The organism is Flavobacterium ginsengiterrae (assembly GCF_039539785.1).
Classification (GTDB): Bacteria; Bacteroidota; Bacteroidia; order Flavobacteriales; family Flavobacteriaceae; genus Flavobacterium; species Flavobacterium ginsengiterrae.
In genome coordinates this window covers 862,885-889,870 of sequence record NZ_BAABDU010000004.1, presented here as the reverse complement: position 1 = coordinate 889,870, position 26,986 = coordinate 862,885, and the positions used below count along the sequence as shown (strand labels likewise).

The following is a 26,986-nucleotide window of genomic DNA, read 5'->3' as shown; positions in this document are numbered from 1 at the left end:
TGTTTTTAAGTCGTTTAGAATTATCTAAACTTATTTTTTACAATAATGTCTTTGAGTTTTGCTTTTAGATCTTCTCCTGTATCAAAAACCATTTGTTCGTTATTAGGAAAGGCAACGGCACGTCTGTCAAAATAAGCAAGATAATTATCATCGCAAGCGCCTCTGTTTCCTTTGTAAGTTGAATAAATGTTTTCAAAAACAAATTCGCTGGTAACCGGAAATGTCTGTACCAATTGATTTGTTTTTAAATCAATGAAATCTATTTTTGCAGTTATCTGGCAAGATTTAAATTGTCTAAACTCGTATACATTGGCACGAAGGGTTTTGTAATTGTCGACTTTTATTTCTTTTCCTAAACTGTCTTTTACAGGTCTTCCTCGGCTGTCTACAAGGGTTCTTACACCATCTTTGACTTGTCTTTCTTTAATAAATTCTTTCTCTTTTATCTGCTCCGGCGAAATTAGAATTTGTCTGAAATTGATAATCAGACTGTAATCATAAGTTACATTTTTTTGTCTTGCATTATGGTAAACCGTCCATTTATCATTAAGTCCGTATGTTTTAAAATCAAGCAGATCTTCCTGAAGCATTTTCGGAATCACCATTTCGGTTTCGTTTTTGGCATAAACATCTACAAAGTCAGTTCCTTTAAACTGAGCATCATCCATTAACTTTCTGGTGTTTTTGTAGTTTGGATTTATACTTTCCAGATAAGCTAAATCATCGTAAGCTTTTCTAAAATCCATTTTGTTTTTTGATTTTAAAAGGGCAGATGCATTTTCGTATAGATATTTTGAAAGTGCATTTTTGCTGTTTACAATTTGGTCAGCATAATTATCAAAAGGGAAATAAGCGTTTTTTCCTTGTTTTAATAATGGAAGCGGAAGTAACGGACGAATTTTTTCCTGACGATTATTCAGTAATAAGTATGTATTGTAAATACGCTCAGAATTGGCTGGATTTGCTTCTTTGATCATCATGTCAAGATCACGTAAATCGCGATCTTTTGCTTTTGCAAATGCTTCTTCGAGCAAATACACATAATCTTGTTTTCCTTTAGAATCTTTTTTTGTGCGAAGTGCTTCAACTGCACGATCAATGGCGCCGTCGTAATTACCGTCGCTTAACATTGACTGTGTAGTCTTAACGCCACAGGAAGAAAAGGCTAAAAAAAGTATAGAGATTAGAAAAGTAATTTTTTGCATAGTATTCTGTTTGAAGGTGTAAATATATCTTTTTTAACATTCAACAACTATGCCTTTCCCTAATTATTTTTTGGAACAGAAATCCTTGTTTTTATAAGAATATTTAGTCCGGCTTTCGCCTTTATCTCTCCTCCTTATAGACTTCGGGAGGAGAGGATTGGCTTTATCTAAACTGGAGCAGACGTTTGTTTTTATATGAAATATTGATTTAAACGAACTGTCGGCTAAATTGCTTTGCTCGTGTTCGAATCATTTTTTAATTAAGCTTTTGACTCATTAAGATATTTTAAATATTTCTCCGCCATCTTTTATATAATCAATTGTTTTGCCCAGGTTTTCCATTTTCTCATCATCATCCATGTCAGTAATCTCATCTACTAATTCATCTCTTTCCATATTTTGTTCGATACTTCCATTTTTATCTTTTTGATTCTTCTTTTTTGCATGAAATGAAGACAAGAATTAGAAGAAAGAGAATGTATTGTTTCATGTTTTATTCTTCCCAATTTTCAATTAAATTATCATTCCATAATTTTTGGGCAAATTCTTTAAAGACTTTCGGACCTTTTTTAAAGTTTTCATCAAACTTAAATTCGCCGCCAATAAAGTCTTTTTCGCCGTTTTCTAAAGTGCCAACCTGTACTTTGTTTTCGCCGCGCATGGCGTATTTGTCTTTTCCTTCATACACAATAATTTTCATGTTTAACGGACTTATATCGCCGTGGCAGGCTGTTTTGTACATTATCCAGATTTCTGCAATTCCGTTATGATTTAAATCTGTTACATTAAATGTATTTTTTACAAACTTAGCTTCAATATCAACCGGACAATCTGAGATATAATCGTAAACTTTCCAGGTTTGTTTTACGTCATTTCCCGAAACTATATAATGATATGCAAATAGTTCAGCATCTGAACTATCATCAGATTCATGTTTAAATTTTTTATTAAAATGGTATCCGGTTTCGGTTGTAATAACAATATTATCACCTTGTTCATCTTTCCAGCGAACGGCATTTTTTACAAAACCTTCGTATTGAATTGACTCAGGAAATTGGGTCGAATCAATTTTTTCTACTTTTAAAACAAATGGTTCTTCTAAAGATGGGTTTGTTTTTGATGAAAGTTGATTTTCATTTTTTTTATCTTCTTTGCAGCTTATGCAGAAAATTATAGATAATAATAAAATAGCAATGTTTTTCATGGATTTGGTAACGGTTGTTTTCTATTTAGTTTTGATATTCTTTTAAAAGTTTTTTGATTATTTCAGAAATACACTATTTGTATTCTTTTCCATTAAAAATTAATTTAGAAGATAGCACTTTAGTAGTTTCTTTATCATCGCAGTCACCATTTTTAAACATATTTTTTGTCTTTACAATTTTGGTTTTTACAATAAGATTATTGAATTTTTTGGTTTGTAATTTATCAATATTGATGGTAGAAGTTTCATTTTCAAATTCTCCTTTACAATGAGTGTCCCAATCACCTATAGATTGTTGAAGGATATAATTTTTAAGTACGGGTTTCAATGAATTATTATTGACAATGTATAATGATAAATTCATTTCGCTGTAAGGATTAGACCGGCTTGTGTTATGGTAACTGGTTCTTACGCCAAAAGCCCTTGTTGTGTTGTTTAAAATATATAATCCGGTGTCAATCGTAATGTTGTTTAGAATTATAGCATCAGAAGTCCATGCATCTGGTTCAATAAATTTGTAAATTATTTTTCCTGTAGCATTATCTATTACTAATATATAAGCATCTAATACAAAATAATCATTAGATACCTCAGAAGTATATTTGGGTACAACCATAACTCTTTTGGATTTGTCATTTGGTAATACTTTTTGAGTAAAAAGGTCTAAATTTATTTCAGTCTTTTTTAACTTAAGCTGTTTTAAAACGGTGTCAAGATGATCCGTATTTTGCGAAAAGATATATTGACTGCAAAATAATAAAGCAACGAAATATTTGATCATTATTTTTAATGTTTTATATGTGTTTTTTTATTGTTACCAGTTAATTTTTGATCTTAGTTTAAAAGTTTTCTAATCAGTACAATTTGTCCTAAATGATAATAACTGTGTTCGATCATACAGTCGATATTTCTTCGGTAAGTACCGTATTTTTCATCTACAAAAGGTTCGTTTAGTTTTTCGTCGGGCATTTGTTCGATAAGAGAAGCAAATTCTTCAGAATCATTCCAGAATTTATCAAGAAAGTTGTCCCATTCTTCCTGAGATTGAAAAGGAGGAAAGTCAAAACTAAATTTATCTTTTATATCAAGCGTTCCGCCTTTAAAAACCTGATTAAGTCCGTTAATGTAATAATCAATATGCTGTGCCAGAACTGCAATTGTGTTTAGATTTTCAATAGGTTTTATGGCAGTTTTCCAATCCAGATTTTCGAGCTGGAGTTTATAATTGGTATTGGCAACCCAGGTTCCGTTAAGGATAATTTCTCTAAAACGACTTGCAATTTCTGATGTACTTTTCATATTCAATGATTTAGAAAGTTAATATGCAATTATTATTCCTGCTGAATCCACTCGTATTTTCCGTTTTTTAAATAAATAACACCGCCGCCACAGCTTTCATCTGCGTGAATAAAGATTCCGTCATTTGGCAGTTTAATTTTGTCTTCTTCCTTTACATCTTTTTCACCAATAATTTCGCCGTCTTCATTTACATTCTCAAAATAAACTTCGTTTTTTGGTGCTTTTTCAAATATACCTGCCCAGTCAATTTCATCAAAACCTTGTTTTAAAATATCATTTCCAAAACCTAAATAATCAGTTCTTTTTCCGTTTCCGAAGGTGATTTTTAAACCGCTTTTATTATTGTTTGTACTTCTGAAAATTTCTACAGTTTCGTTTAAATTATCTCCATCGAGATCGCATAAAATTTTATTGATTTTATGTTTTGTCGAAAGTACAATTGTATCGTTTTTTTTGATTTCTGGTTCTTGTTTTTCCGAAACTTTGATCGTATCAGTGTTTTGTGGTTTTTGAATTTCGGATTTTGTTTCTTTTTTGCATGAAACGGCTAATAAAGAAAGGAAGAGTAGAATTCTAATTTTCATATTAATTTATTTTGGCTTGGAAAATTTTAAAGCACAAATATAAAAAAATACGTACGAAAATTTGTGGTTTTTATTGAAGATAAGTTTTTGTTATTACGAAGTTTTTGATTTTCGAATTGAAATCAAATAAAAAGCCTCCGGTGTAAATGCGGAGGCTGATAAAAAGATTTATTTTTTTCTAATTTTTATTTGATAGACGATTTCCCAAAAGATAATTGAGAAAAGTGCATTCGCAAAAATCGCTGTTTTAACCTGATACGGATCGTAATCTATAAATAAATGCAGATTGGTAAATTTCAGAGCCAGAAATATAGACAAAGCTGCGATTCCAATGGCGCAGATTATATTTAAAACGGGTTTCCATTTTAAGCCAAAAAAAGCATAAATAAGATTTAAAACTGCAAAACCACAGCCTAAGGTGATATATGGATCTGTTTTTAAGATACTGCCCAATGATAATATATACTGAGTCAGGGTTAAGTATAAAAAGAATAAAATTGAATAAAACAGAATTCGTACTTGTGGTTTCATTTTGTAATGTTTTTAATGAACAAAATTACTGATTTAAAATGAAGCTGCGATTAGGATTGTTATTGTAAAATAGATTCTACTTTAGTTTCAGATTTTTCTTTTAGCGGACTATCTGGATGAAGGCTCCAAATAACAAGGAATCTTCCTTTTGCCAGATATTCTTCTGGATGTTCATCGGTTGGCTGGCCGTCTTTTCCCCACAACAAACCTTGCAGAAATCTGTCGCCTTTAAAAACGTGATCAAACTCAAAATACATGATAGAACCTCGGTCGGCTTTGCTTTTAAAGCTTTGAATGGCTTTGCTTTTTACAGTTCCAACAATATTGCTGTAGGTTTCAATATCATTATAAAAGGTACAGGCTTGCGGTGTAATACAAACATTACCGTCGCTTGCTATATAACCGCCTTTTGGAATTTCTTTTGGTTTTAATTTTAAATCAGCAATGGTTTGGCTGAATGAGTTGATTGTAAGTAGTAGGAGTAAGGTTGATAGGGGAATTGTAATTTTCATTGATTTTGGGGTTTGATTTGGTGAAGCTAAAAATAGGATTTTTATTTGAATCTAAAATATTTCAAAAAAAAAGTTGAGTTAAATTATTGTGCTGTGCGAAGTCTTCGACTTCGGACCGACAACTATAATCCACTCCAATTTTCAACTTGAAAGTAGAACTGTTAAAGATATTACTGAGAAATTTACTTTTAATATAAATTTTGTGGAATATTGGGACGGGTACGAAATCGAAGACTTCGCACAGCGATAACAATATTTAAGAAAACTTAGAAAAGCGGGGCGATTATTAGTTTTTTGATTCTAATTCAAACCAATTTTGTCATGAATAAGAATGTTTTTGTTTTCTAAATCTTGTTTTAATCTTTTCCAGGTTTTATCTCTTAAACTGCTTGCCCGTATTAGTTGTTTTTCATTTTGAGTATGAATATATAAAGATTTGGGAGAACGAAAAGGCTGTATAAAAGTAATTTCTTTTATTGTATTTAAATCGAATTCTATAAGTTTTGAATACCAAATAGGGTTTTTTACTATTAATTTTTTATCAGTTAGGATAAAATAATTCATCCTATATGTAAAAAATGCAAAAATAAACGCAAAGCTTAATATGCTCACCCAATATCTATTATTTCCTAGTGAAATAGATTGATGAATGATCAAACAAATAAAAATAAAAAAAACGATAAGTACAATTGTAGTAGAAGTTAAAATATAATTTCCGCTATAAATTCGAGATTCATCTTTATCCATCATATGTTAGTATAAAAAAAGCACAAAGTAAAATCTTGTGCTTTCATGAAATTTACTTTGATGAGTAATTACTTCTCTTTCAGTAATTTTTCTAAATATTCGTTTTTGTCTTTTTCAGCCTGAACCAGACGTTCGTAAAGTTCTACAACTTTATCTAATGGATTGAATGTACAATTATTATTGATTCCTTGAGCACCACTAATAGAACTATTATCATAAAAGTTATTGAAAAAATTGAAAACTGCTTCTTCTGAAAAATTTTCAATTGCTTCTACAGTGACACCGAGAACTTTCGCAATTTTTTCAAGTTTATCTTTTTCAACAGTTTCGCTGTTTTCAATAATAGATATTGCTTGTTGATTTGAACCAATTGCAATCGCAAGTGCTTCCTGCTTCATACCTTTAAGCTCTCTAATTCGGCTGATATTTCTGCCAATGTGTTTTGGTTTTACTGCTGTGCTCATAATTCAAAGGTATTTAATTTTTATGAATTACAAATATATGTTTTTTCGGACAGAGATTTGGTTCGATTATTTTAAGTTTTATTTGTTGCGGCTAGCGCGAGCGTCCCGCTCGTGCCTACACAGATTTTAAAATTATAGGATTTGCTTGCATTGTGTTCACGAGCGGGACGCTCGCGCCAGCGGGAGAAATGACAAACTAGGCGGAAAAACGATAAATTTTAACCTGATTCTAATGATTTTGAGATGGGTTTACAAGTTTAAACCCAATCTTGTCATTTCGACGAAGGAGAAATCTTCGTAAGAAGCTCCGCAATGAATATCCAATCTTTGTAGAATTTCTCACGAAGATTTCTCCTTCGTCGAAATGACAACCCATACTGAATAGTTCGATGTTTACTGCTAAATCACACGAATAAATAATTCAAAAAATCTAGATCAGGATTAATAGTTTTTATCAATTCAATTTTCTTTTCTCTTCTCCAGTCTTTTAATTCTTTTTCACGAGCAATTGCTTCTTGAATCCAAGTGAACTTTTCATAATATAATAGGTATGTAATATTGTATTTTGAAGTAAAGGTTTTGTTTCCAGTTGTATTGTTTTCTTTGTGCTGACTTAAACGGATTTTTAAATTATTTGTAACTCCCGTATAGAAAACTGTTTTGTATTTATTTGTAAGGATGTATATGTAATACGTGTGATAACCTTCTTGTAGTTGCATATTTTTTTGTAAAACTAAAAAAAATAAGGAAATTTCCTGTTTATTTTTTTCGCCGATCTTTGTAGAGTTCCTTGCGAAGATTTCTCCTTCGTCGAAATGACAAGATTGAGGATAAACTTTGGTAGTAGCTTCGACTTCGCTCAGCCAGACAATCGTAATTCAAAAAAATCTAAAATCTAAACTCAGAAATCTAAAATAAAAAATCCCGCTTCAATTAAGAAACGGGACTTCTAGATATTCTCTTTTTTTTTATTTTAAACTGTTGCAGCAATTTCTTGTGGCAACGGAATTTGATTTTTAAGTAAATCTTCGAAAGTTTCGTGAGCACGAATCAAGATTCCTTGTCCGTTCATCCAAAGAACTTCGGCTGGTTTGTATCTTGAATTGTAGTTCGAAGACATTGAGAAACAATATGCTCCAGCGTTACGGAAAGCTAAAATATCACCTTCTGTAATTTCTGGAATTCTACGGTTGTTTGCAAATGTATCGGTTTCGCAAATGTATCCTACAACAGAATAAAAACGCTCTTTTCCTTTCGGATTCGAGATGTTTTCGATATGGTGAGAAGATCCGTATAACATTGGACGAATTAAATGGTTAAAACCACTATCAACTCCAGCAAAAACTGTAGAAGTTGTTTGTTTTACTACGTTTACTTTTACTAAGAAATGACCTGCTTCGCTCACAAGGAATTTTCCTGGTTCGAAAATCAAAGTTAAATCTCTACCATATTCTGCACAGAAAGAGTTGAATCTTTTTGATAATTTTTTACCTAATTCTTCAATATCTGTTTCGATATCGTCTTTTTTGTAAGGAACTTTGAATCCGCTTCCGAAATCTAAGAATTGTAAATCTTTGAAATGTTTTGCAGTATCAAACAATATTTCAGCAGCATACAAGAATACTTCGATATCTAAGATATCAGATCCTGTGTGCATGTGAATACCCACAATGCTCATTTTTGTGTTTTCAACAATTCGCAAAATATGCGGAATCTGGTGTACAGAAATTCCGAATTTACTATCGATGTGTCCAACAGAAATATTAGCATTTCCACCCGCCATTACGTGTGGATTGATACGAATACAAACTGGAATATTAGGATGTTTTGTTCCGAACTGCTCCAGAATAGATAAGTTGTCGATATTGATTTGTACACCCATTGCAGCAACTTCTTCGATTTCTTCTAGAGAAACGCCGTTTGGTGTAAAGAAAATTTTGTCAGGATCATAGCCAGCGTGAAGTCCTAGCTGAACTTCCTGAATTGATACAGTATCTAAGCCAGACCCCATGTTCTTTAATAACTGAAGAATCGCAACGTTAGACAATGCCTTCATGGCGTAATTAACTCTTAAGTTTTCTACCTTAGAGAAAGCTTTAGTTAATCTGTTGTACTGAGATTGGATTTTTTCAGCATCGTAAACATACAATGGACTTCCAAATTGGTCTGCTAACTGCAGTAAATCTTTTGCTTGCATTTTTATAAACTATTTTGAGCAAATGTATTACACTTTTATCTATCAGCAAATAATTTGTAGAAAAATAACAAATTGTAACAAATTGTTTTATTTTAAACAAAAAGTTGTTGTTTTTGGAATTTTATAACCTTTTTTTGAGGTGCTAAGGTTCTGAGGGACTATCCCGATAGCTATCGGGACTGAGTTTTTTAATCTCGCAAAGTCGCGAAGTCGCAAAGAATTAAAAAAACTTTGCGACTTCGCGACTTTGCGAGCAATTTCTCTCCAGTAAAGCGGTATCTAAAAACAAAACCCCTGAATAAAAATTCAAGGGTTTGCTGTAGTAGTTATGTTGTTATCGGAAAAAAGATTTATGTTTTAAGATCTTATGAGAAAACCTTAGAAGCTTAGCAACTTAGCATCTCAGAACCTTAATTTACAAACTTGGTAAATCTCCTTTTCCTTTAGTAGGCAAGTTAGTAGATCCCATAAGGAATAAATCTACTTCTCTTGCTGCTTCGCGACCTTCTGAAATAGCCCACACGATTAATGATTGTCCACGACGCATATCTCCAGCTGTGAAGATATGAGGAACGTTTGTTTGATAATTATGAGCTTTGTAATTGCTTCTCATATCAGTCTCGATTCCTAATTGCTCGCTTAATGTTTTTTCAGGACCTGTAAATCCAAGTGCTAACAATGCTAAATCGCAAGGCCAGATTTTTTCAGAACCTTCTTTTTCGATTAGTTCTGGTCTTTGACCCGGAGTCATTTTCCATTGTACTTCAACTGTTTTTAATCCAGTTAATTCACCTTTATCGTTAGAAATGAATTCTTTAGTATTGATTAACCAGTTTCTGTCGCAGCCTTCTTCGTGAGAAGAAGATGTTTTTAACTGCAGTGGCCAGAAAGGCCATGGAGTTGTTTCGCTTCTTCCAACCGGAGGTTTTGGTAAAATCTCAAAGTTAGTTACCGATTTAGCTCCGTGTCTGTTAGAAGTTCCAATACAGTCAGAACCTGTATCTCCACCACCAATAACGATTACATCTTTACCAGTTGCTTTTACTTGGTCTGGAATAGATTCTCCGAAAAGAACTTTAGTCTGCTGTGTTAAGAAATCCATTGCCTGAACTACACCTTTGCTTTCGATTCCTTTAGTTGGTAAGCTTCTTCTTTCAGTTGCTCCTCCGCATAAAACAATAGAATCGAATTGGTTTAATTCTTCAACGCTGAAATTTACACCTACGTTTACATTGGTTTTGAAAGTGATTCCTTCTGCTTCAAGAACTACTACACGACGGTCGATAATTCCTTTTTCTAATTTGAAATTTGGAATTCCGTAACGTAATAAACCACCAATTGCATTGTCTCTTTCAAAAACAGTAACTGTGTGACCAGCTCTGTTTAATTGCTGCGCTGCAGCAAGACCAGCTGGTCCAGAACCAATAACGGCAACCGTTTTTCCAGTTCTTGTTTTTGGTGGCTGAGGTTTAATCCATCCTTCTGCAAAACCTCTTTCGATGATGCTTTTCTCGATGTTTTCGATAGAAACCGGATCTTTGATGATTCCTAATACACATGATTTTTCACATGGAGCAGGGCATAAGCGACCTGTAAATTCAGGGAAGTTGTTTGTAGACTGCAAAATCTCTAATGCACTCTGCCATTCTTCCTGATGTACCATGTCGTTGAAATCAGGAATTAAATTTCCTAACGGACATCCGCTGTGGCAAAAAGGAATACCACAGTCCATACATCTTGATCCTTGTTCTTTTAATTTATCTTTTGGTACCGGAATAGTAAATTCGTTGTAGTTGGAAACACGTTCTGCAACTGCTAAATTACTTTCGTCGGCTCTATTATATTCTTTAAATCCGCCTATTTTACCCATGACATTTTTATTAAATGTAAATGATGAATTTTAAAGTTCTGTTTTATTAACCGCAAAGAACGCAAGGTCTTTTTTTTGCTTTTTTGAGTGTTTTAAGTTCGCAAAGCTGTGCGTTTAAGTTTTAATCTAAAATCTGAACTCTAAAATCTACAATCATTTATCCCGCTATTAATTCTTCTATTTGTTTTTCTTCTGCAATTCGTTTTAATGCTTTTTTGTAATCTGTCGGCATTACTTTTACGAAGTGCTGTTGTTCATTTTCCCAGTCTGCTAAAATTCTTTTTGCTAATGGACTGCTGGTGTACAATGAATGGTTTTTGATCAGTTTTCTTAGTTTAGTAACGTCCTCTTCTTCCATTGGATCGAATGCAACCATTTCCATGTTACATACTGTCGAATCGAATTTTTTGTTTGGATCGTAAATGTAAGCTACACCACCGCTCATACCAGCAGCGAAGTTTCTTCCAGTTTTTCCTAAAACTACAACTGTACCACCCGTCATGTACTCGCATCCGTGATCTCCAATTCCTTCTACAACTGCTGTTGCTCCAGAGTTTCTCACACAGAAACGCTCTCCTGCGATACCATTAATATAAGCCTCTCCGGTAATAGCTCCGTAAAGGGCAACGTTCCCGATAATGATGTTGTCTTCGGGTTTGAAAGTCGCAGTAGGAGGTACTTTTACAATTAGTTTTCCTCCAGAAAGACCTTTTCCTAAGTAATCATTACAGTTTCCGTGAATTTTAAATGACAATCCGTTTGTTGCAAATGCACCAAAACTTTGTCCGGCAGAACCTTCAAAATCAACTAAAATAGTGTCATCTGGTAATCCTTGTGCGCCATAAATTTTTGAGATTTCGTTACTCAAAATCGCACCTACAGAACGGTCTGTATTTTTAATTTTGAAGGTAACTCTCGTTTTCTCTTTTCTATAAATAGAAGGAATTGCTTCTTTGATGATGTCGAAATCCAATACGTTTTCAAGAGCGTGATCCTGAGTTGTTGTATTGTGATTTGGAACCGTTTTCGCTTTTTCCGGTTTGTATAGAATAGTTGATAAATCTAAACCATTAGCTTTATAATGTTTGATCGCTTTGTCTACGTTTAATTTTTGAGACTGACCTACCATTTCTTTTAATGTTCTGAAACCTAACTGAGCCATGATTTCTCTTAACTCCTCTGCAATAAAATACATGAAGTTGATTACGTGCTCTGGAGTTCCTTTGAAATTTTTTCTCAATTCTGGATCCTGAGTTGCAATACCAACCGGACAAGTATTTAGGTGACAAGCTCTCATCATGATACATCCAGAAGCTACAAGCGGAGCCGTAGCAAATCCGAATTCTTCTGCACCTAATAAAGCTGCTATCGCAACGTCACGTCCTGTTTTTAACTGTCCGTCACACTCTAAAACTACACGGCTTCTTAAGTCGTTCAGGATTAAAGTTTGTTGTGCTTCTGCTAAACCAAGTTCCCATGGAATACCTGTGTGTTGTAATGAAGTTAATGGTGCAGCACCAGTTCCTCCATCATAACCAGAGATTAAGATAACGTCTGCTTTTGCTTTTGCAACACCGGCAGCGATAGTTCCAACTCCAACTTCAGAAACTAGTTTTACGTTGATACGAGCTTCACGGTTTGCATTTTTCAAATCATAAATCAACTGAGATAAATCCTCAATAGAGTAGATATCGTGGTGAGGCGGAGGCGAAATTAAACCTACATAAGGCGTAGAGTTTCTAGTTTCAGCAATCCAAGGCACTACTTTTTCTCCAGGTAACTGACCACCTTCTCCCGGTTTCGCTCCCTGAGCCATTTTGATTTGGATTTCTCTTGCGTTTGTCAAATAGTTTATCGAAACTCCGAAACGTCCAGAAGCAACTTGTTTAATTGCAGAGTTTCTAGAATCTCCGTTAATTTCTTTCTGGAAACGTTTTGGATCTTCTCCACCTTCTCCAGAGTTACTTTTTCCACCAATTCTGTTCATTGCAATCGCTAAGTTCTCGTGCGCTTCTCTCGAAATAGATCCGTAAGACATCGCTCCGGTTTTGAATTTCTTCACGATTTCTGTCCATGGTTCTACTTCGTCAATAGAAATTGGATCTAAATTATTGAATTCAAATAAACCTCTAATTGTCATTAAGTTTGAGCTTTGCTCGTTTACAGCATTTGCATATTCTTTATAGCTTTCTGGGCTGTTTAAACGAACTGCCTGCTGTAATTTAGAAATCGTAGTTGGGTTAAACATGTGTTTTTCACCGCCGCGTCTCCATCTGTAAATACCTCCAATTTCAAGAGAAAGCAAGTTTGCAATTTTTGAATTTGGGAAAGCTTTTTGGAAACGTTTCTTCACTTCTTTTTCTACTTCCATTAAACCAATTCCTTCAATTCTTGATGGAGTGTAAGGGAAATATTTAGATGTAAATGTTTTGTTTAATCCTAAAATCTCGAAAATCTGAGCAGCTCTATATGAATGTAAAGTAGAGATACCAATTTTGTTCATGATTTTTACAATTCCTTTTGCAATCGCTTTGTTATAGTTTACAACAGCATAATCTGCTTTTACTTTTGTAATGAAACCTTTTTCAACCTGATCGTGAATGATTTCGTTTACCATGTAAGGGTTGATCGCACTTGCGCCGTATCCGAACAATAAAGCAAAATGATGCGGTTCGCGTGGTTCAGCAGATTCGATAATGATTCCGAATTTTGAACGAACCTGTAAAATGTTTAATGAATGGTGAATGTAAGAACAAGCCAATAACATTGGGATTGGAGCCATTTGTTCGCTTACACCTCTATCAGATAAGATAATGATGTTGCATCCTTCTTCAACTGCTTTAAAAGTTGCCTGAACACATTTTTCAAGAGCACGCTCTAAACCATTAACTCCTTTTTCTATTTTATATAAAGTAGAAATCGTAGCCGATTTGAAATCTGGGTGATCTATATTTCTAATTTTATCCAAATCCTCATTTGAAACAACCGGATTTTGGATTTTTAATTTTTTACATTGTTTTGATTCAATTTCGAAAATATTGAAATCTCCACCAATTGCTAAACTGATATCGGTAATGATTTCTTCACGAATACCATCCAACGGCGGGTTAGTAACCTGAGCAAATAATTGTTTAAAGTAATTGTACAACAACTGTGGCTGGTCTGATAAAACTGCCAAAGGTGTATCGTTACCCATAGAGCTAATTGCTTCAGCTCCGTCGCTTCCCATTGGGTTGATGATTGTTTTTAAATCTTCAATCGTGTAACCAAATAAACGCTGTCTTGTTAAGAAATCTAATTTTTCAACAGGAGTAGGGTTGTTCGTGTAAGGAACTTTAGCTAAAGGCAATAAATTAGCGTCAACCCATTCTTTATAAGGACGTTTTGTAACTATCGCTTTTTTAACTTCTTCGTCTTCGATGATACGACCTTCATTCATATCAACCAAGAACATTTTTCCTGGCTCTAGACGACCATGCTGGATTACATCTTCCGGATCGATGTCAAGAACACCAATTTCAGATGACATAATTACGAATCCGCTTTTTGTTAAAGTATAACGAGATGGACGAAGACCATTTCTGTCTAGTAAAGCTCCAATTACGTTACCATCTGTAAACGGAATAGAAGCAGGACCATCCCAAGGCTCCATGATACAAGCGTTGTATTCATAGAAAGCTCTTTTTTCTTCAGACATGGTTTGGTGTTTTTCCCAAGCTTCAGGAACAACCATCATCATGGCTTCTGGAAGAGAACGTCCAGTCATTAATAAAAGTTCAACCACCATATCCATAGAAGCAGAATCAGATTTTCCTTCTAAGATAATTGGGAATAATTTTTTGATATCATCGCCAAAAACTTTGCTTTGCATAAGCTCTTCACGAGCACGCATACGGCTCACGTTTCCACGAAGTGTGTTGATCTCACCATTATGACACATATATCTAAATGGCTGAGCTAAGTCCCAAGATGGGAATGTATTTGTAGAGAAACGCTGGTGTACAAGTGCAAGACGAGTTACCAGGTCCGGATCTTTTAAATCTATATAATAACGGCTGATGTCTTCCGGCATCAATAGACCTTTATATATTATAGTAGTTGTCGATAAACTAGTAAAATAAAACATGTGGCTTTCAGAAGTTTTAGATCCTCTTACGGCATGTTCTGCAATTTTTCTAGCTGCAAAAAGTTTTGCATTAAATTCTTGTTCAGTTAAATCCTGTCCGTTTTTAGAAACGAAAACCTGTTTAACAGTTGGTTCTTTTTCTGCGGCGATTTCACCTAAATTTTCAACTTCAACCGGCACATCTCTCCAACCTAAAACTTTTAAGTTCTGATCTTTAATTGTTGCCTCAAATGCATTAATACAAAAAGAAACCTGGTTTTTGCTTTTTGGTAAAAAAACCATTCCTACTGCATACTCACGCGCTTCAGGGATTTCAAAGTCGCAGACTTTCTTAAAAAAATCATGAGGAATGTCGAATAAAATTCCGGCTCCGTCACCAGTTCTTCCATCAGAACTTACGGCACCACGATGTTCCAATTTAATTAAGATGTCTAATGCTTTATGAATAATATCATTTGACTTAATACCATTCAAATTACAAATAAATCCTGCACCACAATTGTCGTGTTCAAATTCAGGCAGATAAAGCCCTTGTTCTTTAACTCTCATTCTTGATATTTTTTTTACAAAAATACGGATTTCGTTAAACATAATGTAGTGAAATTATCTATTCGCTTTCATTTTTATAGTAATATTAGAAAAAGGGTTCTTAAATGATAATATTATTATATAAAGCATTGCGAATTATCAAAATCATAATTGAGAATAAAATATATTAAGAAAAATCGTCGTAAGGCTTATAAAACCTATGAATTATTTGTTAAATATCAAACGTTTTTATCGATTTGTGTTAACATTAACAAATTGTTTCGTTAACGATTTGTTTGCGTTGAAAAATATTCAACGGCTAATACCTATATGTAACATTATTTAATTGAAAAAGATTTTACTATTAAGTTGTATTTTGTTACTTTTGTCGCACTTTTATTCTGAAATAAATTCAGAACCAGACAAATTCTATATTATGAACATACACGAATATCAAGGAAAAGAAATTTTAGCGAGTTACGGAGTACGCGTACAACGCGGAATCGTGGCTAACAATGCAGTTGAAGCTGTGGCTGCTGCAAAACAATTAACTGCCGAAACAGGAACAGGATGGCATGTAATTAAAGCACAAATTCACGCAGGTGGTCGTGGAAAAGGTGGTGGAGTTAAACTGGCAAAAAACTTACAACAAGTTGAAGAGTTAGCAGAACAAATCATCGGAATGCAGTTAATTACACCTCAGACTCCGCCTGAAGGTAAAAAAGTTAACAAAGTATTGGTGGCTGAAGATGTTTACTATCCTGGAGAAAGCGAAACTTCTGAGTTTTATGTTTCTGTTTTATTGAATAGAGGTACAGGACGCAACATGATTATGTATTCTACTGAAGGTGGAATGGATATTGAAGAAGTTGCTGAGCACACACCACACTTAATCTTTACTGAAGAAATTGATCCTGCTGTAGGATTACAAGGTTTCCAGGCTAGAAGAATTGCTTTCAATTTAGGTCTTTCTGGAAATGCTTTCAAAGAAATGATTAAATTCATCGATGCATTATACAATGCTTACATTGGTTCTGATGCTTCTATGTTTGAAATCAACCCAGTTCTTAAAACTTCTGATAACAAAATCTTAGCTGTAGATGCTAAAGTAAATATCGACGATAACGCTTTATACAGACAACCTAAATATGCTGAAATGAGAGATATCCGTGAGGAGAATCCAATCGAAGTTGAAGCTAAAGAAGTTGGTCTTAACTATGTTGACCTTGACGGTACTGTAGGATGTATGGTAAACGGAGCTGGTCTTGCAATGGCAACTATGGACTTAATTAAATACGCTGGTTTTGAGCCTGCTAACTTCCTTGACGTTGGTGGAACTGCTGATGCTAAACGTGTTGAAACAGCTTTCAGAATTATCTTAAAAGATCCAAACGTAAAAGCTATCTTAATTAATATCTTTGGTGGTATCGTTCGTTGTGACCGTGTTGCTCAAGGTGTTGTTGATGCTTACAAAAACATGGGTGACGCTATCAATGTGCCAATCATTGTACGTTTACAAGGAACAAACGCTGAAATTGCAAAAGAATTAATCGATAATTCTGGTATGCCAATCTTATCAGCTGTTCAATTCCAAGAAGCTGCTGACCAAGTTAAAGCTGCTCTTTCTTAATTAAATAAGAAATCAAATTATATAGAAAATCCATTCCGTTACGGAGTGGATTTTTTTTTTTAAACCGCAAAGCACGCAAGGTTTTTTATTTCAGCATATTATAAACGCAAAGTTAGCAAAGCTATGTCTTAAATAGCTTTGCGAACTTTACGTAATTCTTGCGTTCTTTGTGGTTAAATTATTCGCAGCGCTATTTCAAAACAGTCGACAATTCTACAAGTTCAAATGTTGGGTCGTGTGTGATATATTCTCTAATTAATGCAGCATGACCGGCCCCTACTAAGATCATTATTTTATTATCAGTGCTTTCAGTTAGTTTCTGAATAATAGAATACATGTATAAATTTCTTTTGTACCAGTTAGATACTAAAGATGGTCCTGTAAAATCATCTGGATTTCCAGCTCTGTTTGCTACTTCCAAATACCATTGAAGGTTTTCATTTTCGGCTTGTTTTGTATTATAATATAACATCATTTCTTGTAAAGAACTTTTTCTGATTTTTTCGTTATGTTGTTTTTCGAAATTTTCTGTAATCGCCTTATTTTTTGCGATTAAATCCTTTTGGTTTGCTTTTTCCATACTCATCATTAAGCTATCATATGGAAAGCGAGTATAAAGGTTCATTCCGTATAATTTTTTATGATTCAGCTTTTTAGCAGTGCGAAGTGCCAGCTGTGTTATTTCGCTTTTATTATTTTTAAAAAGACTGTCGGTATTTTTATTATAAAATTGATCTAACTCGGCTTGTTTTTTAAATTCCCATTCAACAAATATTTTATCGGGGCCAAATTTTTTGATTTTTTCACTCATTATTTCGAGTTCCTTTTGACTCTTTTCAGACATGATATTGAAATTGTTTAGTTGAGCAACATCAAGACCAGGATTGGCGTAATGAAAAGTTCCAATTAACAGAATTTGCTTTTTCTTAGTTTGAGCTGAAGTAATACTAAAAGTAATAAGAGCTAGTAATAAAATGATTTTTTGCATGATGGTTTGTTTTTAAATTCATGACAAATCTATGCTGTCTTTTTATCTCAAATGTTTGTTTTTGATGAACATAGGTTTTCATTTTATGAACACATTAAATTTATAGTCCAATAATTTTCGTATAACGTTTTTGATAGTTCATCACTAAAAAATCTGTTTTTAAATAAATATCATTTTCTATTTAAGGCTTAATTGTATTTTTGAGTTAATTATCGAAAACTATGAAATCAAGAATCCCTTTTTACTATCATATTGTATTTTTCTTTTTATTATTCCTAACATACATTTTGTGGGATATTGCACTTAATGAGAGAAAAATAGAAATCGGAATGAAGGCAGTATATTACGGGTTTTCATTAACCTATATGTTAGCAGTGTTTAGTGTTTATATTCTTAATTTCTACGTCTTTTGTAAATTGTTTTTTAACAGAAGAAAAATACTTTTTTATATACTTACAATTCCGGTTTCTTTATTGCTTTTTACGGCATCTCGTTATTTTTTAGAAGAAGTTGTTATGTATAATATTACTGGTATGCATAACTATTACGAAGAAGCAAGAGATATTACATATTATATAAAAGATAACTTTTTCTTCGGATTGCCGGCTGTGATTTTAAGCACTTTGACTTTTTTATCTTGGCAGTTTCAAACGACACAACGCCACAATCAGGAATTGCTTTTGGAGAATAAGAAAGCAGAATTTCAGATGCTTAAAGCGCAGGTGAGTCCGCATTTTTTGTTTAATACGTTGAATTCTTTTTACAGCCAGCTGATTTTGAAAGATGATAAAATGGCCGAAGATATTTTGATTCTTTCTGATTTACTTCGTTATGTGATTACAGAAACAGACAAAGATGAAGCGATACTTTCGAAAGAAATTCAGTTCATTCAAAATTATATTCATTTACAGAAGAAGAGATTTGAAAATCAATTGTTTTTAGATTTTACAATTGAAGGAAATTATTCAAATGAAAAAATCATTTCTTCGGCTTTGGTTCATTTTGTTGAAAACGTTTTTAAACATGGAAAATTGAACGATAAAACTAAAAAAGCCGTGATTTCTATTCGTGTAAACGAAAATTTTCTGGAGATTTCGACCTTTAATTATTGTTTGGATGGCGAAAATTATTCTTCGACGGGAATTGGCTTTGATAACCTCACGAAAAGATTAGAATACGCCTATAAAGATCAATTTGTTCTTGAAAAAACAGAAGAAAATAATATCTTTAAAACATACTTAAAAATACCACTAAAGAAATAATGTATGCCTTATAAATGTATCATTGTCGACGACGAACCGCCAGCAACAAGAATACTGGAGAACTATATTGGGAAAGTGAATTTTCTTGAAAAAACGGGTGTTTTTAATGATTCTTTAAAAGCGCTGGAATTTTTAAACACGCAAGCTGTTGATGTTATTTTTCTCGATATTCAAATGCCTCAATTAACTGGTTTACAGCTTTCAAAAATTATTTCGAAAAATATAAAAGTCATTTTTACAACCGCTTATCCAGATTTTGCTTTGGAAGGATTTGAATTAAATGCCGTTGATTATTTATTAAAACCCATTTCGTTTGAACGATTTTATCAGGCAGTTTCAAAATTGAATTCTGAACCAAAGTCTGAAACGGTTACTGCTCAAAATTCACCTGATTTTATTTTTATAAAAACAGACGGAAAGAATAAATTTCAAAAAGTATTTTTAAATGAAATTTTGTATGTAGAAAGTCTGCAGAATTATGTTTGCGTTCACACTTCTAAGCAGCAGATTATAACACATTCGTCATTAAAAAATGTCATAGAATCATTGCCTTCAGCGGATTTTATTCAGACACAAAAATCGTATGTAGTTTCTTTAAAGCATATTGAATCAACGGATAATTTCTCAGTTTTTGTAAATGGAAAAGAACTGCCAATTGGAGCTGCATATAAGGATGCTTTTTTTGATAAGATTGAGGAAAATAAGATTTAGTTTTTTAACCGCAAAGCACGCAAAGATTTTTTACTCAGCATACGCTTATAAACGCAAAGTTCGCAAAGCTATATAGATAAAGCTTTGCGAACTTTGCGTTTATATTCTATCTTACAGATAAAAAATCTTTGCGTGCTTTGCGGTTAAATCACCAAATTAAGATTTTTTCTTATTGCCGTTTTTAAAAACGACTTTTTCAACAACAGATGGTTTTCCGTTTCCTTTTGGGAATGTTTTCTTTTTAGGTTTTCCAGCTGATGATCCTGATTTTGATGGACTTTTATCGCCTCTTGCTCTTTCAGAATCTTTTGGAGCGGCCTTAAATTCTGGTCGATCTTTAGAGTTTTCTTTCTTCGGGATTTCAGCTTTATGTTTTGCTAAAACTTCATTTGGGTTTTTCGGGTTTTCTTTCGTTCCTCTTAAATGAATTACCAATCCATTTAGAAAATTTCTTAAAACCTGATCGCCGCATTCCATATAATTTGGATGATCTTCGGCTCTAAAAAAAGCACCCAATTCTGATTTTGAAATTCTAAAATCTACCAATTCTAAAATTTCAACTATTTGGTCGTCACGGAGCATTAATGCCACGCGAAGTTTTTTAAGTATATCGTTATTTGTCATAGTATTTGTTTCAAGTTTTTTTGTTTCAGGTTTCGAGTTCCTAAAATCTATTCTTCTGCAAAGGTAGTTTTTAAAATGATTAAATCTGCGAATTAAATTCATTAACGACTTTAATCAGTTTATCTAAATCTTCTTTTAGATGATTTGCCGTAATTACAATTCTGTTTAAAGGTTCGGCTTCGGGAGTATATTTAAAGCTGGCAATAATAATCTTTTCAGATTTTAATTTTTCGACTAATTTTTGAGATAATAAATAAATCAGAGGATAGGTTTTGTCAAATTTTACATTGTCATTTTTAATTAAAATAGAATCAATATAACTTAGATTTTCTAAAAGCTTCTTGTGCTGCTTTATATAAATTTCCGAAGCATCAGAAATTGTCTGCACAAAAGCAGGATTCATTCCGGCAGCACTTGTAAATGTTTCGAGTTCTTTTATTTCACTGATAAATTGTGCATCTCCTGCAATAACACCGCCGGTTAAACCAAAAGCTTTTCCTAATGAAGATACCATGATTTTTCTTTTAACTGGAAACGAAATTGAAGAATAAATTCCAGCGCCATTTTCGCCTAATATTCCAAAAGAATGCGATTCATCAACAATTAAAGTGATTTCTTTCGATTTAGAAATTTGTTCTAAAAACGATAAATCAACCAATTTTGTGTGAAATGAAGGAACGCCGTCGGTTAAAATCGTTATTCTTTTAGATTTTGAATCTAGTAAACGATCATTTAATTTGTTATCTACAAAAACAGGAAGACTGTTTTGAGTTGTAATAGCAGAATGGATTTCGTTTAAATGAAAAAAAGAATCTGTATGTGCTTTTATTTTTTCTAAAACCAGTTTTCCAGCCAGCATTCCAGATGAAACCGTAACAGCATTTTCTGCGCCAATATGCGAAGCCAGAAATTTTTCGCCGGCATCATAAGCGCTCAATTTTATGTTGGCAGTCCGCGAACTTCCGTAAGTTGTTCCCCATTTTAAAATATTCTGAACGACCAAATTCTGAAATTCTGTATTTGTTGGCAGTCCAAGATAAGCCGTGCCGCCAAAATACAAAAACTGTTCCTGGTCAATTTCAATACTTCGATCGGGGAATTTATTGACTATCATTTTACAAAAGTGTAACGCCGGTTCCGTTTAAATCAGAATAACTTATCACGCCATCTTTTATCGTTACTCCAGTAGCAATATCATTAGCTAATAACAAAGCTCCGTCCATATCGACATAATCCAGTTGAGGAAGTAAATGCGCAATAGCAGAAATTCCCACCGTAGATTCAGTCATACAGCCTACCATGGTTTTTAAGCCCAGTTTTTTAGCTTCTTCAATCATGCGTTTTCCCGGAGTAAGTCCGCCGCATTTTACCAGTTTTACGTTTACGCCATGAAAATGATTAAAACATTTTGCAACATCTTCTTCTATAATACAGCTTTCATCTGCAATAACAGGAAGAACAGAATGTTTAAAAACTTCTTTATGACCTTCCCAATTATCTGCTTTCATAGGCTGTTCTAAAAATTCTACGCCCAGTTTTTTTAGCTCGACAGCATTATTAATTGTTTCTTCAACTGTCCAGCCACAATTCGCGTCGATTCTAAAAATGGCATCAGTATGTTTTCTAAGTTCTTTTACGATGGCAATATCCTCTTTGGTTCCTAATTTAATTTTATAAATAGGCCATGGAAGTTCCTGCATTTTTGAAACCATTTTTTCTATAGAAGCAATCCCAATTGTGTAATCCGTCATTGGATTTCTTTCGGTAGTATAGTTCCATAATTCATATAATTTTTTGCCTTTTTTGCGAGCATATAAGTCATTGTAAGCCAGGTCTAATGCGCAAAGCGCAAACATATCATCTTTTAAATACGGATGCATTTTTGCCCAGAATATTTCAGGAGTTTCGTTTTCTGTATTTTCAATAATGTTTCTGATTTTTTCTAAATCCTGAATCATCATAGGCACTGTAATATGATAATAGGGGTTTGAAGTTGCTTCTCCAAATCCTGAAAAACCCTCACTTTGAAGTTCGACAATTAGTGAAGGCTGAAAATCTATAGATTCTCTGGAAATCGTAAAAGTATGTTTTAGTTCAAGATTGTATTCTCTTAAAATCAGTTTCATGGTAATTCGCTTATTTTGTATTGTTTGAAAAAATAGAATTCTAACTCTTTTTAATTGACATTTTTACTCCAATGCCGGTTTGTAAATCTGGTGCATTATCTAAATTTAAATCTTCCCGAAGATACACAAAATAAGAAAATCGCTTCGTAGAATAAGTACAAATTGCGCTCCATCCTTCTAAATCTTCATATAAGTGAGATATTGTTTTCTGCCAGTGTGTATTTATCCGTTCTCCGGTTAAAACGATATAATCCATATCTTTTTTCTTATTATAAGAATTCTGGAAATTATAGTTTATGCCGTATGAAATACGATTATGGTTTCTAAGTTTAACTTTGTAATTAATAAGACCTTCAAAACTGCATAAAAAATCCTGATTACTGAGGTTTACCCCGTCGCCGTATTCAAAAATATGCTGACGTAAAACACCTGCACTTAAACCAAAACTTAAAATATTTTTATCCATAATGATCATTTTTTTGAGGATAGAAGATGAAATCCCAAAATCGGCAGCGGGATTGTATTTTGAAGTATTAACGCCAAGCTGAGCTCCAAAATTTAAATAGATATGATGTTTTTCATTCATTTCTAATTTTGGATAAAAAGTATAATTAATATCAATTCCCGGAATGGTAAAATTGTTATTATCCATTTTCAGCACTTTGTCATTTTCATCTTTATATAATATTCCGGCTTTATTAATGCCGTAATGGTATCTTGAAAAAGGATCATTTCCGCCGGCAATGTTGCGATGAAACCATTCGATTGATTCATCTGAAGTGAAAACAGAATATGGATATTTTCCTCTGTCGAGTGAATTAACCCGAAGACTAAAGTTAATTTCATGATTTACGGTTATGGGAAGCGTAAAATCGAAGCGATATGACCTGATAACGCCATCAGCCTCAAATTCTTTTATCTTAGATGGAACTTTGCTTAAATCAAATGAATATTCGCGGGTATGCCAAGGCTGATTTTTAGATCTTTCGCGATCATCTGGATCAGTGAGTTCGTATGATTTTACATAAGGAAGCACAACATTCCCGCTTGAAACTTCAAATGAAAATGAGTATTTATCTGTCGAACGAACGTTAAAATTGTGATTTAATCTTGAAATATAAATTCCAAAAGGATGCGTCGAGAGCGTATGTGGTTTTATAATATCAGATGAATTTTCTATTTCTTCATTCCAAAAATTATTTCTGTCAGTTTGCGCAATTGTAAAACCATTAAATAATAAAAAACCAAAAAACAGTAAATAATATCTCATTTTAGAATTTAAAAATTTTGATAAATCTAATAAATTTTAAAAAGATTAGATTGGTTAATTTTTAAAAAATGAATTTCTTTTTTTGTGTTTTAACTTTTTTAGAATAAGGTTTTTAAGGAAGCTGTTCTTGTAATTTTTTGATATCGTCACGAAGTTTGGCAGCCTGCATAAAATCTAATTCTTTTGCTGCTTTTTCCATAGATTTTCGTTTTTCGCGAATTAGTTTTTCTAAATCGGCTTTAGACATATAAGCCGTTTCCGGTTCTGCAGCGACAGGTAAAGTATGTCCTAATTCGTATTCTACCAAAGGATTTTTGGTAAAGGCACTTTCTATTTTTTTGTTTAATGCCTGAGGTGTTATATTATTTTCTACGTTAAAGTTAATCTGTTTTGTTCTGCGGTAATTGGTTTCGTCAATTGTTCTCTGCATGCTGGCCGTTATTTTATCGGCATACATAATGGCTTTTCCGTTTAAGTTTCTCGCTGCACGCCCAATAGTCTGCGTTAGCGAACGATGATTTCTTAAGAAACCTTCTTTATCAGCATCTAAAATAGCTACAAGAGAAACTTCTGGTAAATCCAGACCTTCACGAAGTAAGTTAACCCCAATTAAAACATCAAAAATACCTTTTCGTAAATCCTGCATAATTTCAATACGTTCTAACGTATCCACTTCAGAATGTATGTAACGGCATCGAATACTGACTTTGGTAAGGTATTTAGCTAATTCTTCGGCCATTCTTTTGGTTAAAGTGGTAACCAAAACTCTTTCGTCTAATTCGCATCGAACCTGAATTTCTTCAATTAAATCATCAATCTGATTTAAACTCGGACGTACTTCAATAACTGGATCTAGTAATCCTGTAGGACGAATAATCTGTTCAACATAAATACCATCTGATTTTTGTAATTCATAATCGGCAGGAGTTGCAGAAACATATATTACCTGATTTTGGAGCGCTTCAAATTCTTCGAATTTTAAAGGGCGGTTATCCATTGCAGCAGGCAGACGGAAACCATATTCAACCAGGTTTTCTTTACGGCTTCTGTCGCCGCCATACATGGCGTGAACCTGAGAAACGGTTACGTGACTTTCGTCTACAACCATTAAATAATCACTTGGAAAATAATCTAAAAGACAGAAAGGTCTTGTTCCGGCTTGTCTTCCGTCAAGATAACGCGAATAATTTTCAATTCCGGAGCAGTATCCTAATTCACGGATCATTTCTAAATCAAAATTGGTTCTTTCTTCCAGACGTTTTGCTTCGAGATGTTTTCCTATTTCTTTAAAATAATCTACTTGTTTTACTAAATCCTGCTGGATTTCCCAAATAGCGCCTTGCAGCACTTCCGGAGAAGTCACGAACATATTGGCAGGATAAATAGTTAGTCTTTTAAATTTTTCAATGACTTGTGAGGTCTTGGCATCAAAAGATTCTATTTCTTCGATTTCGTCGCCAAAAAAGTGTACTCTGTACGCATCATCTGCATAACTTGGATATATTTCAACCGTGTCGCCTTTAATTCTAAAAGTCCCGGGATTAAAATCAGCTTCAGTTCTGGCATATAAACTCTGCACCAGACTATGTAATAGTTTTGTTCTCGAAATAACCTGATCTCTGGTAATTTCGATGACATTCTTTTTAAATTCAACAGGGTTTCCAATACCATACAAGCATGAAACCGATGCCACAACCAAAACGTCGCGACGGCCTGAAAGAAGCGAAGAAGTGGTGCTTAAACGCATTTTTTCGAGCTCTTCATTGATAGATAAATCTTTTTCAATAAAAACGCCTGTTACGGGCATAAAAGCTTCCGGCTGATAATAGTCGTAGTAGGATACGAAGTATTCAACTGCATTGTTAGGGAAAAATTGTTTGAATTCTGAATACAACTGTGCAGCCAAAGTTTTGTTGTGTGCCAAAACTAAAGTCGGACGCTGTACTTCCTGAATAACATTAGCTACAGTAAAAGTTTTACCGGATCCTGTAACTCCTAATAAAGTTTGATATTTTTCTCCGTCGACTACACCTTGAGCCAGTTTTTGTATGGCTTGAGGCTGATCTCCTTTTGGACTATATTCTGAAGTTACTTGAAAACCCATTTGTTGCTGATGAAAATTAGGATTGTAAAGATACAAAGTTTGTATGCTAATCTAAAAAATTAATAACCGCATCATTGGTAATTTTTGACTGATCGATTGTTAAAAAATGACCGGCATCTTTTACGATTTTTGTTTTACTGTTTTTTAAATGTTTTTGCGCCCGTTCTAAACTTTCTTCAGAATTAATAACGTCTTTATCGCCAATTAAAACCAAAACAGGATTTTGAATTGATTGTAATTCTTTGTCTGAAAACGGATGCATTTTAAGCATGCTTGAATTTGATTTTGCATATTTATTGGCTAAATAAAACTGTCTTTTGTACACATGACTTATTTTTTCGGGATGAGTGGAAAATGTCGAAAGTGTTTTGCCAAATTTATGTTCGCTTGGAAAAAGTTTCAGCATTAATGCCGAAGTTGTTTTGCCAACTTTGTCTATAAATTTAAATGTTTGCGCCGGACTCAATAAAACAATTTTATCAATTGAATTTGGCTTTTGTGTGGCTAATAATGTTGCAATCCAGCCGCCTCTTGATGCGCCCACAATATCGAATTTCTTTAATTTATAATAATTGAAAACTTCATTATAAAAAACTAAAATATCTTCTGATGAAAGTGGTTTGGCCGTTAAATTTGATTTGTTAGGTTCCATTATAAAATCGATGGCATAAATACGATGATTTTTTGCCAAAGCTTTTATGTTTGGATACCACATAGTAGAACTGGCATCCATACCGTGGAGCAGTACTAAATTTTTTCCGTTTTTTGGTCCCGCCAAAATTACATGTGCAGTCCCAAAGCTCGTTTTTACATCTTCTTCTGTATAAGGAACATCCCAGAGTTTTAATGCTTTGTTATAAGCACTTTGGTATTTTTGTTCTTCATTTCGGGTTTTAAAAACATAATCTTCAAATTTTGCTTTTTTGGTAGAAGCACAGCTTGTAACTAAAAATAGTACTATTGCCAGACGAGAATAAAGTTTTAACATGGTAATAAAATTCAAT

23 protein-coding genes are annotated in these 26,986 nt (G+C 33.4%); 3 read left to right on the top strand and 20 right to left on the bottom strand.

Features of this window, described 5'->3' with window-relative positions; genetic code table 11:
* Positions 1-20 precede the first annotated feature (20 nt).
* The 13 genes from ABD859_RS14405 to gltB form a co-directional block, all read right to left on the bottom strand.
* Positions 21-1,205: a hypothetical protein gene (locus ABD859_RS14405; RefSeq protein WP_345145315.1), complete on the bottom strand. Its 1,185-nt coding sequence runs from the start codon at positions 1,203-1,205 to the stop codon at positions 21-23.
* A 493-nt stretch (positions 1,206-1,698) separates the two neighbouring features.
* Positions 1,699-2,409 (bottom strand): M949_RS01915 family surface polysaccharide biosynthesis protein, encoded by a 711-nt coding sequence (locus tag ABD859_RS14400; RefSeq protein WP_345145314.1) that lies wholly within the window; start codon positions 2,407-2,409, stop codon positions 1,699-1,701.
* A gap of 73 nt (positions 2,410-2,482) precedes the next feature.
* Positions 2,483-3,190, bottom strand: a complete 708-nt coding sequence (locus ABD859_RS14395; protein ID WP_345145313.1) for a PA3715 family protein — start codon at positions 3,188-3,190, stop codon at positions 2,483-2,485.
* Between the two features lie 53 nt (positions 3,191-3,243).
* The gene (locus ABD859_RS14390; protein WP_345145312.1) at positions 3,244-3,708 is read right to left on the bottom strand and encodes a DinB family protein; all 465 of its coding nucleotides are present in this window, start codon (positions 3,706-3,708) and stop codon (positions 3,244-3,246) included.
* A 32-nt stretch (positions 3,709-3,740) separates the two neighbouring features.
* A complete protein-coding gene (locus ABD859_RS14385) occupies positions 3,741-4,292 on the bottom strand; it encodes a hypothetical protein (RefSeq protein WP_345145311.1) in 552 nt (183 codons plus the stop codon).
* Between the two features lie 168 nt (positions 4,293-4,460).
* A complete protein-coding gene (locus tag ABD859_RS14380) occupies positions 4,461-4,823 on the bottom strand; it encodes a hypothetical protein (protein ID WP_345145310.1) in 363 nt (120 codons plus the stop codon).
* A 59-nt stretch (positions 4,824-4,882) separates the two neighbouring features.
* On the bottom strand, positions 4,883-5,335 hold the full coding sequence (locus ABD859_RS14375; protein ID WP_345145309.1) for a hypothetical protein: 453 nt from the start codon (positions 5,333-5,335) through the stop codon (positions 4,883-4,885).
* A 300-nt stretch (positions 5,336-5,635) separates the two neighbouring features.
* Complete coding sequence (locus ABD859_RS14370) at positions 5,636-6,085, bottom strand: hypothetical protein (RefSeq protein ID WP_345145308.1); 450 nt, start codon at positions 6,083-6,085, stop codon at positions 5,636-5,638.
* Between the two features lie 65 nt (positions 6,086-6,150).
* Positions 6,151-6,546: a helix-turn-helix domain-containing protein gene (locus tag ABD859_RS14365; RefSeq protein ID WP_345145307.1), complete on the bottom strand. Its 396-nt coding sequence runs from the start codon at positions 6,544-6,546 to the stop codon at positions 6,151-6,153.
* 404 nt (positions 6,547-6,950) lie between these two features.
* Positions 6,951-7,265, bottom strand: coding sequence for a GIY-YIG nuclease family protein (locus ABD859_RS14360; RefSeq protein ID WP_345145306.1), 315 nt, complete (start codon positions 7,263-7,265; stop codon positions 6,951-6,953).
* 254 nt (positions 7,266-7,519) lie between these two features.
* Positions 7,520-8,743 carry a diaminopimelate decarboxylase gene (gene lysA / locus ABD859_RS14355; protein ID WP_125721574.1) on the bottom strand — a complete coding sequence of 408 codons (1,224 nt, stop codon included), beginning with the start codon at positions 8,741-8,743 and terminating at the stop codon, positions 7,520-7,522.
* Between the two features lie 415 nt (positions 8,744-9,158).
* On the bottom strand, positions 9,159-10,613 hold the full coding sequence (locus ABD859_RS14350; protein ID WP_345145305.1) for a glutamate synthase subunit beta: 1,455 nt from the start codon (positions 10,611-10,613) through the stop codon (positions 9,159-9,161).
* Positions 10,614-10,770: 157 nt separating this feature from the next.
* Positions 10,771-15,288, bottom strand: a complete 4,518-nt coding sequence (gene gltB, locus ABD859_RS14345; protein ID WP_345145304.1) for a glutamate synthase large subunit — start codon at positions 15,286-15,288, stop codon at positions 10,771-10,773.
* 415 nt (positions 15,289-15,703) lie between these two features.
* On the opposite strand from gltB, the gene sucC reads away from it, so the two are divergent.
* Positions 15,704-16,897 carry an ADP-forming succinate--CoA ligase subunit beta gene (sucC, locus tag ABD859_RS14340; protein WP_345145303.1) on the top strand — a complete coding sequence of 398 codons (1,194 nt, stop codon included), beginning with the start codon at positions 15,704-15,706 and terminating at the stop codon, positions 16,895-16,897.
* A gap of 190 nt (positions 16,898-17,087) precedes the next feature.
* Here the strand turns inward: sucC and ABD859_RS14335 are convergent, their stop codons facing one another.
* On the bottom strand, positions 17,088-17,885 hold the full coding sequence (locus ABD859_RS14335; protein WP_345145302.1) for a DUF5694 domain-containing protein: 798 nt from the start codon (positions 17,883-17,885) through the stop codon (positions 17,088-17,090).
* Positions 17,886-18,106: 221 nt separating this feature from the next.
* Between ABD859_RS14335 and ABD859_RS14330 the strand changes: the two genes are divergently transcribed.
* Both ABD859_RS14330 and ABD859_RS14325 read left to right on the top strand, forming a co-directional pair.
* Complete coding sequence (locus tag ABD859_RS14330; protein WP_345145301.1) at positions 18,107-19,147, top strand: sensor histidine kinase; 1,041 nt, start codon at positions 18,107-18,109, stop codon at positions 19,145-19,147.
* 3 nt (positions 19,148-19,150) lie between these two features.
* The gene (locus tag ABD859_RS14325) at positions 19,151-19,858 is read left to right on the top strand and encodes a LytR/AlgR family response regulator transcription factor (RefSeq protein ID WP_345145300.1); all 708 of its coding nucleotides are present in this window, start codon (positions 19,151-19,153) and stop codon (positions 19,856-19,858) included.
* A gap of 156 nt (positions 19,859-20,014) precedes the next feature.
* Here ABD859_RS14325 and ABD859_RS14320 read toward each other — a convergent pair whose 3' ends face one another.
* The 6 genes from ABD859_RS14320 to ABD859_RS14295 all read right to left on the bottom strand — a co-directional run bounded on the left by ABD859_RS14320 (position 20,015) and on the right by ABD859_RS14295 (position 26,970).
* Positions 20,015-20,482 carry a DUF1456 family protein gene (locus tag ABD859_RS14320; protein WP_345145299.1) on the bottom strand — a complete coding sequence of 156 codons (468 nt, stop codon included), beginning with the start codon at positions 20,480-20,482 and terminating at the stop codon, positions 20,015-20,017.
* A gap of 79 nt (positions 20,483-20,561) precedes the next feature.
* Complete coding sequence (locus tag ABD859_RS14315; protein ID WP_345145298.1) at positions 20,562-21,596, bottom strand: aminotransferase class I/II-fold pyridoxal phosphate-dependent enzyme; 1,035 nt, start codon at positions 21,594-21,596, stop codon at positions 20,562-20,564.
* A gap of 1 nt (position 21,597) precedes the next feature.
* On the bottom strand, positions 21,598-22,608 hold the full coding sequence (locus tag ABD859_RS14310) for a dipeptide epimerase (RefSeq protein ID WP_345145297.1): 1,011 nt from the start codon (positions 22,606-22,608) through the stop codon (positions 21,598-21,600).
* Positions 22,609-22,648: 40 nt separating this feature from the next.
* On the bottom strand, positions 22,649-23,878 hold the full coding sequence (locus ABD859_RS14305) for a hypothetical protein (protein WP_345145296.1): 1,230 nt from the start codon (positions 23,876-23,878) through the stop codon (positions 22,649-22,651).
* A gap of 112 nt (positions 23,879-23,990) precedes the next feature.
* Complete coding sequence (gene uvrB / locus ABD859_RS14300) at positions 23,991-25,982, bottom strand: excinuclease ABC subunit UvrB (RefSeq protein WP_345145295.1); 1,992 nt, start codon at positions 25,980-25,982, stop codon at positions 23,991-23,993.
* Positions 25,983-26,028: 46 nt separating this feature from the next.
* Positions 26,029-26,970 (bottom strand): alpha/beta fold hydrolase, encoded by a 942-nt coding sequence (locus ABD859_RS14295; protein ID WP_345145294.1) that lies wholly within the window; start codon positions 26,968-26,970, stop codon positions 26,029-26,031.
* Between the last annotated feature and the right edge of the window lie 16 nt (positions 26,971-26,986).